Consider the following 13467-nt stretch of genomic DNA (forward strand, 5'->3'; position numbering starts at 1 on the left):
CCCTCCGATCCATTTCGAGGAAGACCATGAACATCCAAGGCTTGGCAAAAAGCTTTATCGAACAGGCCCAAAAGACACCTGACCGGGTCTTTGCCCGCACCACCGACGGCACCGAGCTCAGCTTCGGCGCACTGTCCGACGCGGCGGACGCCATGATCGCCTGGCTTGCCGACCACGGCGTGCGCCGCGGCGACACGGTGGCCGTCATGACACGCAACAGCCCCGCCACGCTAGCCCTCGTCCACGGGCTGCTGCGAGCGGGCATGGTCTGGGTGCCGGTGAACCCCGCGCTCGTCGGCGACGGGCTGGTTCACGCCATCCGGCTCGTGGATGCGGCCATCGCGGTCTGCGACCCCGAGCTCGAGGCCACGCTTGCCGCATGCGAGGCGAAGCCGCGCGAGGGTATCCTGGTGCTGCACAGCCGCGACCTTCCCGCCGCCCCGGTGACGCGCCCTGCCTTCAAGGTGGCCGGGCCGAGCGGCCTTGCCTCGATCATGTTCACCTCGGGCACCACCGGCCCGGCCAAGGGCGTGCGCGTTACCCAGACCATGCTCGAGATCGCCGCCCGCGGTGTCGAGGAGGTTGGGCGCCTGCAGGATGGTGACAACCTCTTCATGTGGGAGCCGTTCTACCATGTCGGCGGCGCGCAGGTGATGGTTCTGCCGATCCTGCGTGATGTCAGCCTGACCATCGCCGAAAAGTTCTCGGCCAGCCGTTTCTGGCGTGAGGTGTCTGAGGCGGGCTGCACGCACATTCACCACCTCGGCGGCATTCTGCAGATCCTGCTCAAGCAACCGCCCTCCGATCTCGACCGGAGCCATGGCGTGCGCATCGCCTGGGGCGGCGGCTGCCCGGCTTCGGCCTGGCGCGATTTCGAGACCCGGTTCGGCATCACCATCACCGAATGCTACGGCCAGACCGAGGCGTCCTCGATCAGCTGCGCCAACTCCGAGGGGATCGTCGGGGCCATCGGCCAGCCGCTGCCTTGGTTCGACTTAAAGGTGAAGGACGCGGCGGGACGCGTCCTTGGGCCCCGGGACGGACGCGGCGAGATCGTGATCACCTCGACCATTGAGGGCGCGATCTTCGAAGGCTACCACAATGCCCCCGAGGCCACGGCCAAGGCCTTGCAGGCCGATGGGTTCCACACCGGCGACACGGGGTCCTGGGGCGAGGACGGGATGCTGCGCTTCCACGGCCGCGTCGGCGACAGCGTACGCTGCAAGGGCGAGAACGTCTCGGCCCACGAGGTTGAGAGCGTCGTCAACCGACACCCGCAGATCGAGGAATCCGCTATGGTGGGCGTGCCCGCCGAGATCGGGGAATACGACATCCAGCTCTTCGTTCGGCCCACCCCGGGCAGCACGCGCGATGCCGAGGCGATCAGCACCTGGCTGCGGGACAAGCTGGCTCCCTATCAGCAGCCGCGCTTCATCGCCTTCATCGACGAGTTCCCCAAGACCCCCAGCCAGAGGATCCGCAAGCACCTGCTGCCCGAGGCTCCCGACCGCTGGGAGCGCACGACCACCCGAAAGGCCTCCACCGTATGACCACCGACGTCCTCATCACCGGCACCGGCATGTTTGCCGGCCGCATCGCTCTCGACATCGCTGCCACCGCGAAGGCGCCCGTCTCCGTCGTCATCGCCGGGCGGAACGTCGACCGTCTCCAATGGCTGCAGACCGCCGGCAATGCCCGGGCGGCGATGTTCGGCACCCCCGCCACCTTCCGCGCACACCGGATCGACCTGCTCGAGGACGGCGCGAGCGAGGCGCTGCTGTCCGAGCTGAAGCCGCGTATCGTGGTTCAGGCGGCCTCGATCCAGACCTCGTCGGTGATCTCGGACCAGGGCTCGCGCTGGACGCAGCTGGTGGCGGAGGGCGGCCTGAGCGCCACCGCAGTCTTTCAGGCGCTGATGTCATCGCGCATGGCGGCGGCGATCACGAAGCTCTGCCCGAAGACGCCGCTGATCAACTGCTCCTTCCCGGACGTGGTAAACGGCATGATCACCGCGATGGGCCATGACGTGCTGTGCGGCACCGGTAACGTGGCCATCCTGTCCAACGTCTTCCGGGGCGCTCCCGCGCGTCCCGAGGGCACCTTGCGGGTGCTGGCGCATTACCAATGCCTGAAGCCCTGGCGGCAGCCGGCGACAGAGCGTACCGGCCCTGCGCCGCGCATCTTTGCCGACGATACCGAGGTTGCCGATCCCTTCGCGACCTTCGCCGAGTGCAAGCTGACCCCCGAACCCGCGATCGAGATTTCCGGCGCCAGCGGCGTCACCCTGATCCTCGCCCTTGCTGCAGGGACGCCATGGAACGGCCATGTGCCTGGACCTGGCGGACTGCCCGGCGGCTACCCGGTGACGCTGTCCGAAGCGGGGGTAATGAGCCTTGACCTGCCGGCGAGCGTGACCGAGGCCGAGGCCATCGCCTGGAACGACGCCTTCGAGCATGCGGGCGGTCTCACCGTGTCCGGCAGCCGGGCGAGCTATAACGGACGGCTTGCCGAGTTGCTGCGCGCCGAGGGGTTCGCCCATGCGGACGGCTTCGATGTCGCCGACCTGGAGGCCGTGTGCACCGACATGCTCGGCCTGCGAGACCGCTTGATGTCGCAACCGGCGTGACACGCGACAGGGGGCGGCGGCGGGGACGACCCGTGGCCAGACACATGATACGCGGAAAGGGGGCGCCGGGTTTCGGCGCCCCCTTTCATGTCCGGACGGCAGCGATGTGACCCGACGCCTTGAAGCCCGCGCTGGCTGACCGGCCTCGGCGGAAGCGGGCGATGTCGAAGTGATGTGGCTCTATACGGACCTGCCGCCCTGCCAGCAGGTCCGAGCTGAGGTCGACGGTGCCCGGGGCGCCGCACATGCCTCGACTGCCCATGGCCGAGGGCCAGCACCAGGTCGGGATGACCGGGGGGCGCGGCAGATCACCGGCACCGGGTCCGGCGTCGCGGGACGATGCCCTATCCAGACCGAGCGCGCCTCACCGAAGTTCCGGAAGATCCGACGCGCGGCACCGGTCAGCCGGTCTATGTTGGAGAACTCAGGCGGCTTTCGGGTGCCAGCGACTTCCACGACGCCCACCACGCGCAGTCTATCCCCCATCGGGGTCGCCATGATCTTTTCGGCGATGAGATAGATCAGCTGGCCCGGCATCGGGGACAGCTCGAGCGTAGCGTGGTAGCCGCGCAGGCTTTCCCGCTGCACCGCCGCACCCGGCGGTTCCAGAAGGCGGTTGGACCAGATCCCGGCGGCCACGACCACCGTGCTGAAGACCTCTTCTCCGTGGTCGCTGAGCAGGCCTATACCGCGCCCTGCGGGCACCGGCACCAGCTTCTGGATGCGAGTGGAAACGAGGCGCGCCCCGTCCCATGCGGCGTCCTCGGCGATGGCCCGCACGAGCGCGCCCGGGTTCGTGGTCTGGCCGAAATCGGGGAAATGCAGCGCCCGCGCCAGCCCGGGGCGCAGTAACGGCTCCATTTCGAGCGCCTCGTCGGGGCTCAACTCGGTCATCCGTATCCCGTGATCACGGCGCAGGGCGCGGCCCGGCGCGTCCTTCTCTTAGGCCTTGTCGCTGTCGTAGTCATAGAGCTGACCGCTTGTGCGCAAAAGCTCGGCGCACCCCGGCCCGAGCAGCTCGGCGTAATCGGTCAGCGCGTTGCGGTGCAGCTGGTGCAACGCCGCGGCGGTGCAGCTGGTGCAACGCCGCGGCGGTGCGCTGCAGGCCGTCGGGCCGAACGGCGTGGCCGAAGCGGCGCAGCCAGGGGGCCGCCACCGGCAGGCGCGGCCAGTGCAGGCGCAGCGGCCCATCCCCGGCGAGGCTCCAGCGTATGGCGTCGCCGAGCATGCCAGAGCCCGAGGTGCCCGCGATAGAGCCGGGGGAGATACTGCCGCCCTTGCCGAAGATGGCCGCCTATCCTGGTGCGCGGGGATCGAAACAGGTGACGGCGTGGCCTTCGCGCTGGAGCGTGGCGGTGATACTGCTGCCGATGATGCCGGAGCCTATGACCACGATCCGGGCCATCTCAGCGCAAGAGGCGCGTGCCGAGACCACGCTCGGCAGCCCGGGTCATCACCAGCCGCGCCACCGCGAGATCGGCCAGCGGCATTCCGGGGAAGAGGAACATCAGCCGTTGCGTGTCGCTCTCACGCCCGGGGTGCGCCCCGCTCAGCAGCGCATAGAGGTCACCATCATAGCGCCCCTGATGGGCCAGCGACGGGTTGCCGCCATTGCGCTCGAGTGCGGCAAGGTCATCGGTGAAGAAGCCGTCCACGTGATCCGAAAGTCCGTCACGCTGCCATGCCCTGCCAAGGTCCACCCCGATGGCCAGCGACCCAGGCTTCAGCGCCTGTGAACGCACGATCGGTGTGATGCCGTCGATGCTGGGCAGGCAGCTGACCACCACGTCGCTGGCCCCGGCAAGAGCTTCGGGATCCTGCATCACCTCGGCCTCAAAGCCCATGTCCCGGGCCCGGTCGGCCAGCACCTCGGCGGAGGCGGCGCTGCGTGAAAACGCCCGCACCCTGCTCAGCCCCGGCAGCACGTCTGCAAGGGCGGCCAGGTTGCTGTGCGCCTGCACGCCGCAGCCAAGCACACCAAGCGTCGACGCCCTTGGCCGAGCGAGGGCCTGCGCTGCCAGGGCGGACAGGGCGGCGGTGCGATGGGTGGTGATCCAGCTGCCGTCCATGATGGCCACGGGCCGGGCGGTGTTGGCGTCGCTGAGGATGATCTGTGCGCTGATCGCCGGCAGACCGCGCTGCGCGTTGGCCGCAGAATAGCCGATCCACTTGGTCACTCCCAGCCCGATTCCGGTATCGGCGTCGGACATGGACATGAAGAAGCGGGTCTCGTCCACCTGCACGCGGGTCTTCAGACCGCCACGAATGTCATGCGAGCGCCTCCGTACCGCGTCCCCGATGACACCGCGAAGGTCGGCAGGCGTGAGACCAAGGGCCTCCACGTCCACGGATGTCATGTAGAGCAGGCCGGGTTCGTGTGGCGCGTCGGGTGTCTGACAGTCGGTCATTGATAGACTCCAGTACGGGCCGCGACGCAGGGACGCGCCGTCAACCCATCCGTTCTGGTTGCTAGCCCCGATCACCATCCGTGAAAACCGGCGATGGCGCATTTGGTCATTTAGCCTGCGCATGGTCTCTGGGGCGGGCCGAAGGCCTGCTTGTCGGGGCGGCACCCCAACGTGGTACCGGTGCCGCCCCGAGGGGTGTCAGGCGAGCGTCGCGCAGGCGTCGGTGATGCGTGCCATCGCCGTCCGCAGGGTCTCCATGTCAGTGGCGTACGAGACCCGGAAGTGCCCGGGCAGGCCGAAGGCGGTGCCCGGCACCACGGCGACATCCGCCGTTTCCATCAGCCATGCGCAGAACTCGCGGTCGCTTTCGAGGCACTTCCCGTCCAGTGTCTGCCTGCCCAACACCCCGCCGCACTCGGCGAAGGCGTAGAAGGCACCCTCGGGGGTACGGCAGGCCAACCCGGGCACGGCCTCGAGCGCGGCGACAACAAGGTCACGACGGGCACGGAAGGCTTCGGTACGCTCTGCAAGGAACTCCTGAGGTCCCTCCAGCGCGGCGATCGTCGCCGCCTGGCTGATCGAGCAGGCGGCCGAGGTCGACTGGCTCTGGATCACCGACATGGCCTTGATCAGCGCCTCCGGACCGCCGCCGTAGCCCAGCCTCCAGCCGGTCATGGCATAGGCCTTGGACACGCCATTGATCGTCAGGGTACGCGGCTTGATCGCCGGCTCCATCGCTGCCGGCGTGGCATGGCGGAAGCCGTCATAGACGATGTGCTCGTACATGTCGTCGACCATGAGCCAGACATGCGGCGCCTCGAGCAGCACGTCGATCAGTGGGCGCAGATGCTCGGCCGCGTAGGCGGCGCCCGAGGGGTTCGAGGGCGAGTTGAGCATCAGCCAGCGGGTGCGCGGGGTGATCGCCTCGCGCAGCTGCGTGGCGGTCAGGCGGAACCCCTGGTCGGCGGCGCAGGGGACCAGCACCGGCGTGCCGCCACAAAGCTCGACGATGTCGGAGTAGGTGACCCAGTAGGGGGTAGGGATGATCACCTCGTCCCCCGGGTTCAGCGTCGCCATCATCGCGTTGAAGATGACCTGCTTGGCGCCGGTGCAGGCGATGATCTCGGATGGACGGTAGTCGAGCCCGTTCTCGCGGGCGAACTTGCCGGCGATCGCGGTCCTGAGCGCGGCGGTGCCGGTCAGCGCGGTGTACTTGGTCTCGCCGCGCTGCATGGCCTCCCACGCGGCCTGTTTGATGTGGTCGGGCGTGTCGAAATCGGGCTCGCCCGCCCCGAGAGTTATGATGTCACGACCCGAGGCGCGCAGCTCTGCGGCACGCGCCCCGATCGCAAGGATTTCGGACACGCCGAGCGACTCTATGCGCTCGGCGGGCCGGAATTCGGTTGCGTCGACGTCCTTCATGATCAGTCGATGTCGAAGACCACGCCCTGCGCGAGGGGCAGTTCGGTCGAGTAGTTGATCGTGTTGGTCGCCCGGCGCATGTAGGCGCGCCATGCGTCAGAGCCGCTTTCACGGCCGCCGCCAGTCTCCTTTTCGCCGCCGAAGGCGCCACCGATCTCGGCACCCGAGGTGCCGATGTTGACGTTGGCGATACCGCAGTCCGACCCCTTGGCCGACAGGAAGGTCTCCATCTCGCGCAGGTCGGTGGTGAAGATCGACGAGCTAAGACCGCCACCGACGGCGTTGTGCTGCTCGAGCACGTTGTCGAAGTCGGAGTACTTCATGACGTAGAGGATCGGGGCGAAGGTCTCGCGCAGGACCGGGCCGTCATGGGCAGGCATCTCGACGATGGCCGGTTTGACGTAATAGGCGGTGTCCGGGCCGACCTCCTGGCGCTCGCCGCCGTGCACGACGCCGCCCATCTCGCCGGCTTCGGCCAGGGCCGCGACCATTGAGTCGTAGGCCGTCTTGTCGATCAGCGGGCCGACCAGCGCCTGGGTTTCCAGCGGGTTGCCGACCGAAACAGAGGCATAGGCTTTCTTCAGCGCGGGCACGATCTGATCATAGACGCTTTCGTGCACGAACAGGCGGCGGGTGGTGGTGCAGCGTTGCCCGGCGGTGCCCATCGCACCGAAGGCGACGGCGCGCAGGGTCATGTCCATGTCGGCCGAGGGGCAGACGATGCCCGCGTTGTTGCCGCCCAGTTCGAGGATGCATTTGCCAAAGCGCGCCGCAACCTTGGGACCGACGATCCGGCCCATGCGGGTCGAGCCGGTGGCAGAGATCAGCGAGACCTTTTCGCTTTCGACCAGCGCCTCGCCGACGGCGGGGCCACCGACCAGCACCTGGCTGAGCCCGGCGGGCGCGTCATCACCGAAACGGGCGAGGGCGCGCTCGAACACGGCCTGGCAGGCGAGGGCGGTGAGCGGGGTCTTCTCGGACGGCTTCCAGATCACGGGGTCGCCGCAGACCAGCGCCAGCGCCGAGTTCCAGCACCACGGGGCGCAGGGGAAGTTGAAGGCGGTGATGATGCCCACCACGCCAAGCGGGTGCCAGGTTTCCATCATGCGGTGACCGGGGCGCTCGGTGGCGATGGTCAGGCCGTAGAGCTGACGCGACAGGCCGACGGCGAAATCGCAGATGTCGATCATCTCCTGTACCTCGCCGAGACCTTCGGACGGGGATTTGCCCGCCTCGATCGAGACCATGCGGCCGAGGTCTTCCTTGGACTTGCGCAGCTCTTCAGCGAAGAGCCGCACCAGCTCGCCGCGACGCGGTCCGGGCACCAGGCGCCAGGCGCGGAACGCTTTGTTCGCCAGCGCGATGGCCGCTTCGGTGTCGGCGACGGAATGTTCGGCAAGGCTGGCCACGGGCTCGCCGGTGACGGGCGAGATGACGGTCATGCCGCCGTCGACGGCGAGCTCTGCGGTGACGCCGCAGGCGACCATGGTTTCAGCGGTAGTCTGTTTGAGGGGAGTGCTCATGGTTGAGGTCCTTGCTTGTCGGTCTTGTTGACGGGTGGTGTTGCGCCGGGGCCGGATCAGGCCTTCTGAGGTGTCCGGCTCAGCGCGATACGGGCTTCGGCGAGCGAGCGCGCCTCGGTCTCGGCATAGTGGCGGAAGAGATCGTGGACGGGCGCGCCGAGATCTTCCTCGAAACGGGTGCGGTTGGGATTGGCGACAAAGGCCTGTGCGGCGCCGTCGCCGAGGTTTGACTGGAAGATCCCCGCAGCCGAAACCGGCAGAAAGTCCTCGTAGACGATGGGATCGGCGCGCAGGCAGCCGTCCGCAATCAGGGCATCGACCCCGCGCGAGGGATCGCTGCAGGGCTTGCCGGTTGCCGAGTATCGGAAGTAGCCCAGCCCGTCCTTGCGCAGTGTCTCGAGGTCGTCCGGGAAGGCGGTGAAGACCTCGGCAAGCATGGCGCGGTACGCATCGGCGTTCGAGCCGTCGGCAGCCGGAGTGATGCGGCTGCGGGTATCGGCCAGCAACCGGTCGTAGAGTCCCTGCCCGGCGGGGGTCAGCGCGATACCGCGCTGCTCGATCTCCCCGAAGCGGGCGGTGTGGCGGCCGGTGGTGGCCGTCTCGCCGTCCGTGGGGGAGGCAGGGAAGCTCACCGGCTCTTCCAGCGCCTTGAACGAGGTCTGCCGCAGCAAGATTGGCACGGTCCGAGTCGGCGGGCCTTCGACGACGGCCTTGGGCGCGATGCCACGCTCCGGCATCATCTCCTGCACGCGGTCGATGTCGAGCGTGCGCGGCGTGAGGTGGTTGATGTGCGGCCCCTTGAAGGCCACCACGTCCGCCACCAGCCGGTGCGCGTCGTGCAGGCGCTGGTAAAGCGCATGGGGAACGTTGGCCTCGGCGTGCCAGCGGAAGGTCTCGATGGCCTCGGCCACGAAACGCTCGGCGTCGGCTTCGTTCAGACCGCCCTCGGCTTCGGCCTTCTCGATCAGCTCGAGACAACCCGTCGTGTAGATCTCGCGTGTATCCAGCACCTCGGCGGCGGCGGCGCGCAGTTCGGCGTCATCGAGCAGGTCCAGCCGCAGCAGCGAGGTGAAGACGCGGAACGGGTTGCGGCGCAGAGCGGCCTCGTCGAGCGGACGGAAGGCGGTGGAATGAACCGGCACGCCGGCGACCGACAAGTCGTAGTAGCCGACCGGGTGCATCCCCATCACGGCGAAGAGGCGACGCATGGTGAACAGCTCACGCGGAGTGCCGAGGCGGATCGCGCCATGGCGCTCCTCGTCGATGCGCTCGAGCTCACCAAGCTCCTCGAGGCGGGCACGTTCTTCGGGCGCTGCCGAGAGCACTTCGCTGTTCACGTCGCGCACCAGTTCCATCAGCGTGCCGTAGGCGGGCACCTCTTCACGATACATCGCCGACATTGCGCGAGAGAACAGTGCGCGGATCTGATGGGGGTTTGCGTGTTCCGGTGCCATAGGCCCGCTCCATTCGTGATCATGATTTATGTGCATGGTAATCGGGTGGTTATACGCATGCCCAGCAACGTCTCGCGATCACCCCATTCCGAAAACGCATGGAGTTGCCGGTCAAGCTGGGGTTACATGCATGGTAAAGCCCTCGACGCTGCTAACGGAAAGGCCAATCGAATGATCCTGCAACGCCGATATCTGCCCGACATGCGAATGCTGCTGACCTTCGAATGTGCCGCGCGGCACGGCAACTTCACCCGCGCCGGCGAGGAGCTTGCCCTCACCCAGAGCGCCGTCAGCCGGCAGATCCGTGATCTCGAGACGCAGATCGGCAAGCCCCTGTTCGAACGGGTGCGCGGGCGGGTGATCACCACGCAGACCGGGCGCGCTTTCCTCGCCGAGGTCGAGACCCTGCTCGATATGGCCAGCAGCACCATGCGCCACGTCACGGCGGGCAGCCAAGGCGAGCGGATCCTCGCGGTGAACGCGCCGCCCACTTTTGCCTCGCGCTGGCTGGTGCCGCGCCTGTCGGGGTATCTCAAGCACCACCCGCAAACGCGCTTCGACATCTCGACGCGCCGCGATGTGTTCGATTTCACGACCACGCAATGCGATCTGGCAATCCACTTCGGCCAGCCGATCTGGCCCGGTGCGGTCTGCACTTACCTATGCAGCGAACTGGTCGTGCCGGTCGCCGGTGGGTGCTTGCTGAACACGGTGGTGCGCGATGCCCGCGATCTGGCCGAGGCCCCCAAGATCCACCAGACCGAGCGCCCCCATCTCTGGGCCGACTGGTTCAAACGCGCCGAGGTGGAGCTGTCTTCGCCGAACGAGGGACACTGGTTCGAGCAGTTCAGCCTGACCATCGAAGCGGTCCGGTCGGGGCTCGGCTACGGGCTTCTCCCGCGCTACCTGATCGAGAGCGAGCTTGCGCGCGGAGAATTGCAGATCCCGCTCGACATCCCGCTGTCGACGGACAAGGCCTATTATATCGCCACTCCCGAAGACCGGGCCGATGCCGCCCGTGATTTCCGCGACTGGATGATCGCAGCGGTGTCTTTCCGGCCGCTGGCCTGAGGCTGAAAACTCTGCTCTCATCGTCTGGCTTTGAGACAGTCAGCTCCTCTCTTCCGCAAAAGCCGCTTTCGGAAGGGCGCTGCTTTCGAAAAGTTTCCTGCCGGATGCGGGCCCATGCGATTGTCTTCAAAGGGCTCCGCGGCCCGGCACGACAAAACCGTCTGCGCCGCGATCCTGATAAGCGATGGGATCGCAGCGTCCGGTGCTGCCAGCTGGCCAGCCACTTGAACAGAGAAGAGGGCCGGTCGCTTTGATGCCTGCCTGGAAGGTTGCGCGGCCTCGCCTTCAATTATTCGCAGGAAGGCCTCCACGTCCACAAGTCGACGATCCTGCAGCGCTCACTGTTGCCGGCGATCGTGGCCCTTACGCATACGGGCCCTGAGGACAGGTCCAATGCAGGTCCCAAGGCGCGCCCGCTCGAAACCGGCCTCATCAGTGTGCCAATGGTCAGCTATCCATCCGATCTCCAGCCAGCGCAGTTTCTGCCGCTTTGTGGTGCGGCGGACCCTGCTGCGGTGCCGATGCCATGCTGTCCAAGCAATCCCTTGGCCATATCAACTGACCTCTTTTATCGAACGTATCAGTCGCTTCACCTTGATGTCGAAAAGCGCGAACACCCCCACGAAACCAAAGATGCACTGCCTGGCAGGCAAGCGATTACGCCGTGCCGAACGCACTCATCCGGCTTGACGCAATCTGTTGAGCGGACCGAGATCGCGAAGGCGTTACGCGTTCTGCCGGTGGCGGCGACACATCCATCATCTTTGGCCGCAACACCAAAATGCTGTGATGTCCCCCAATGTAAGCCTGGCTCGGGACTGACGTGCCTCTGCGTCCCCCCTCTCCCGGGGAGGGACGGAAAATCGCGCTGTCGCTGGCGCTAGCAGCGATGTCGCTTCCCGCCATGTGATCCAAGCCGCCAAGGATAGCATCCAGCGAATGAGGCCCTGCATCCCTTGGTATGCCGACATGCGGCGCCTCGCCTGTGCAAGATCTATGGAGGAGACGCACATGAGCAATATCGGGGTTGTTTACACCGGCCCGGGGGCTGTCGAGGTTCAGAAGATCGATGATCCGAAACTTCAGTCCCCTGATGGGCGCAAACTGGAGCACGCGGTCATCCTCAAGGTCATCTCGACCAACATCTGCGGCTCCGACCAGCACATGGTGCGCGGTCGCACGACCGCCGAGCCGGGCCTTGTCCTTGGCCATGAGATCACCGGGGAGGTGATCGAGATCGGATCCGATGTCGAAATGCTGAAGGTTGGGGATGTCGTCTCGGTCCCGTTCAACGTGGCCTGCGGCCGCTGCCGGTGCTGCCGCGAGGGGGACACTGGCGTCTGCCTGACGGTGAATCCGGAACGCGCTGGCGGCGCCTATGGCTATGTCGACATGGGCGGCTGGATCGGTGGTCAGGCTCGTTATGTCACCGTGCCTTATGCGGACTTCAACCTGCTGAAATTCCCGGATCGCGACCAGGCGCTGGCGAAGATACGCGACCTGACCATGCTCTCGGACATTCTTCCCACCGGCTTCCATGGCGCCCTGCAGGCAGGTGTCGGTGTCGGCTCGATCGTTTACGTTGCGGGCGCAGGCCCCGTGGGGCTTGCTGCGGCGGCCTCGGCGCGGATCCTTGGTGCCGCGGTGGTGATGATCGGCGACTTCAACAAGGAGCGGCTCGACCATGCGTCCAAGGTTGGCTTCACCCCGGTCGATCTATCCAAAGGCGACAACCTACCGGAGATGATCGCCGAGATCACAGGCTCCCCCGAGGTCGACGCAGCCATTGACGCGGTTGGCTTCGAGGCGCGCGGTCATTCGGGCGGAGAGCAACCGGCCATCGTGCTGAACCAGATGATGGAAATCACCCGCGTCGCAGGCGGCATCGGCATTCCCGGGCTATACGTCACCGAGGATCCCGGCGCGGTGGACGACGCGGCGCGGTCCGGCAACCTGTCGATGCGGTTTGGGCTGGGCTGGGCCAAGGCCCAGAGCTTCCATACCGGTCAGACGCCTGTGCTGAAATACAACCGCCAGCTCATGCAGGCGATCCTGCACGACCGCCTGCCGATCGCGGACATCGTCAATGCCACGATTATGCCGCTTGACCAGGCTGCCGAAGGGTACAAGAGCTTCGACAGCGGCGTCGCGAAGAAGTTCGTCCTCGACCCCCACGGAATGCTCGCGTCCTGATTGCCGACCAGCCGCCGCCCCAAAGGGGCGGCGGTCATCTTTTAGGGCGAGCGCAGCCAGGGACCTGAAAGGGCTCTTTCTCGGGTAATACCTCTTTCGGAACTGGCGCTTTTACCTGGCTTTTGCAAGATCGCATTGCCGCCACCTATGCTCGCCTTGGCATCCGGGTTCTCTAGTCCGCTCTGTTCAGAGTTTGGTCTGCTACTGACCGTTGGTGATCCACCCCCAGAGTGAGCCCATTGATGCTCGTATGCGAGCGTTGGTGATTGTAGTCGTCACGCCAGAACGCGGTCAGCTCGGGGGCGTGGCGCAGGTCGGGGACCCTGTGCTCGCTGAAGCACTCGCTACTCAGGCGGCCACTGAAGCTCGCGACGAAGCAATTTTGCATGGGCTTTACCGGCGCGATCTAGTGCCACTCGACCTTGCGGTCTTCCTGCCACCTAAGAATGGTATGCGACATCAACTCGGTCCCCTTCTCGCCGACCTCCATTCAGGGATAGCCGCGCGGTCGGGTAATCGTATCAAGCGCACGGGAACCACGCTCGCCGGAGATTGAGGCGTCCACGGCTGCGGCCAGTCATTCCCGGCTGAAGTCGTCGACGCGCAAAGCACCTGGAGGCGGCACCCATCCTTTGGCCTACAGGGCATTGCGCAGCAATGTCCCATGTATGGACGCCCCCGGGGCTGCAAGCGATTTTTTGACTTTGGCAACAGCATTGCGGTCGAGTTCCTTCGTGTATCCGGCCTCTGGTTGCGACCTTCAATGCCGC

At 66.3% G+C, this 13467-nt stretch carries 11 protein-coding genes and 1 pseudogene; 4 read left to right on the forward strand and 8 right to left on the reverse strand.

Annotation, left to right across the window (positions count from 1 at the left end):
- The first annotated feature begins 26 nt into the window (after positions 1-26).
- Complete coding sequence (locus tag IEX41_RS19825) at positions 27-1550, forward strand: class I adenylate-forming enzyme family protein (protein WP_188792062.1); 1524 nt, start codon at positions 27-29, stop codon at positions 1548-1550.
- On the forward strand, positions 1547-2626 hold the full coding sequence (locus IEX41_RS19830; protein ID WP_188792063.1) for a hypothetical protein: 1080 nt from the start codon (positions 1547-1549) through the stop codon (positions 2624-2626). The genes IEX41_RS19825 and IEX41_RS19830 overlap by 4 nt, the downstream gene beginning before the upstream one ends.
- 180 nt (positions 2627-2806) lie before the next feature.
- Here IEX41_RS19830 and IEX41_RS19835 read toward each other — a convergent pair whose 3' ends face one another.
- The 7 genes from IEX41_RS19835 to hglS form a co-directional block, all read right to left on the reverse strand.
- The gene (locus tag IEX41_RS19835; RefSeq protein ID WP_277874193.1) at positions 2807-3544 is read right to left on the reverse strand and encodes an NAD(P)/FAD-dependent oxidoreductase; all 738 of its coding nucleotides are present in this window, start codon (positions 3542-3544) and stop codon (positions 2807-2809) included.
- A gap of 24 nt (positions 3545-3568) precedes the next feature.
- The gene (locus IEX41_RS19840; RefSeq protein ID WP_188792065.1) at positions 3569-3817 is read right to left on the reverse strand and encodes a hypothetical protein; all 249 of its coding nucleotides are present in this window, start codon (positions 3815-3817) and stop codon (positions 3569-3571) included.
- A gap of 103 nt (positions 3818-3920) precedes the next feature.
- The gene (locus tag IEX41_RS21990) at positions 3921-4031 is read right to left on the reverse strand and encodes an NAD(P)-binding protein (RefSeq protein ID WP_373285669.1); all 111 of its coding nucleotides are present in this window, start codon (positions 4029-4031) and stop codon (positions 3921-3923) included.
- Between the two features lies 1 nt (position 4032).
- Positions 4033-5034: an ornithine cyclodeaminase family protein gene (locus IEX41_RS19850; RefSeq protein ID WP_188792067.1), complete on the reverse strand. Its 1002-nt coding sequence runs from the start codon at positions 5032-5034 to the stop codon at positions 4033-4035.
- A gap of 198 nt (positions 5035-5232) precedes the next feature.
- Positions 5233-6456, reverse strand: coding sequence for a pyridoxal phosphate-dependent aminotransferase (locus IEX41_RS19855; RefSeq protein ID WP_188792068.1), 1224 nt, complete (start codon positions 6454-6456; stop codon positions 5233-5235).
- A gap of 2 nt (positions 6457-6458) precedes the next feature.
- Complete coding sequence (gene amaB, locus IEX41_RS19860) at positions 6459-7979, reverse strand: L-piperidine-6-carboxylate dehydrogenase (protein ID WP_188792069.1); 1521 nt, start codon at positions 7977-7979, stop codon at positions 6459-6461.
- Between the two features lie 56 nt (positions 7980-8035).
- Complete coding sequence (hglS, locus tag IEX41_RS19865) at positions 8036-9433, reverse strand: 2-oxoadipate dioxygenase/decarboxylase HglS (protein ID WP_188792070.1); 1398 nt, start codon at positions 9431-9433, stop codon at positions 8036-8038.
- A gap of 171 nt (positions 9434-9604) precedes the next feature.
- Between hglS and IEX41_RS19870 the strand changes: the two genes are divergently transcribed.
- Both IEX41_RS19870 and fdhA read left to right on the forward strand, forming a co-directional pair.
- Complete coding sequence (locus IEX41_RS19870) at positions 9605-10504, forward strand: LysR family transcriptional regulator (RefSeq protein WP_188792071.1); 900 nt, start codon at positions 9605-9607, stop codon at positions 10502-10504.
- A 1011-nt stretch (positions 10505-11515) separates the two neighbouring features.
- Positions 11516-12697, forward strand: coding sequence for a formaldehyde dehydrogenase, glutathione-independent (fdhA, locus tag IEX41_RS19875; RefSeq protein WP_188792072.1), 1182 nt, complete (start codon positions 11516-11518; stop codon positions 12695-12697).
- A gap of 172 nt (positions 12698-12869) precedes the next feature.
- Here the strand turns inward: fdhA and IEX41_RS21625 are convergent.
- A pseudogene (locus IEX41_RS21625) lies at positions 12870-13298 on the reverse strand (integrase core domain-containing protein); the annotation flags it as partial.
- Between the last annotated feature and the right edge of the window lie 169 nt (positions 13299-13467).

Origin of the sequence: Salipiger pallidus (genome assembly GCF_014643635.1) — a bacterium.
Lineage (GTDB): Bacteria > Pseudomonadota > Alphaproteobacteria > Rhodobacterales > Rhodobacteraceae > Salipiger > Salipiger pallidus.

Excerpts from the sequence above, each read along its gene's own strand:
- IEX41_RS19825 (WP_188792062.1), top strand. The coding sequence starts at position 27 with ATGAACATCCAAGGCTTGGCAAAAAGCTTTATCGAACAGGCCCAAAAG.
- IEX41_RS19830 (WP_188792063.1), top strand. The coding sequence starts at position 1,547 with ATGACCACCGACGTCCTCATCACCGGCACCGGCATGTTTGCCGGCCGC.
- IEX41_RS19840 (WP_188792065.1), bottom strand. The coding sequence starts at position 3,817 with ATGGGCCGCTGCGCCTGCACTGGCCGCGCCTGCCGGTGGCGGCCCCCT.
- IEX41_RS21990 (WP_373285669.1), bottom strand. The coding sequence starts at position 4,031 with ATGGCCCGGATCGTGGTCATAGGCTCCGGCATCATCGGCAGCAGTATC.
- IEX41_RS19850 (WP_188792067.1), bottom strand. The coding sequence starts at position 5,034 with ATGACCGACTGTCAGACACCCGACGCGCCACACGAACCCGGCCTGCTC.
- IEX41_RS19855 (WP_188792068.1), bottom strand. The coding sequence starts at position 6,456 with ATGAAGGACGTCGACGCAACCGAATTCCGGCCCGCCGAGCGCATAGAG.
- amaB (WP_188792069.1), bottom strand. The coding sequence starts at position 7,979 with ATGAGCACTCCCCTCAAACAGACTACCGCTGAAACCATGGTCGCCTGC.
- hglS (WP_188792070.1), bottom strand. The coding sequence starts at position 9,433 with ATGGCACCGGAACACGCAAACCCCCATCAGATCCGCGCACTGTTCTCT.
- IEX41_RS19870 (WP_188792071.1), top strand. The coding sequence starts at position 9,605 with ATGATCCTGCAACGCCGATATCTGCCCGACATGCGAATGCTGCTGACC.
- fdhA (WP_188792072.1), top strand. The coding sequence starts at position 11,516 with ATGAGCAATATCGGGGTTGTTTACACCGGCCCGGGGGCTGTCGAGGTT.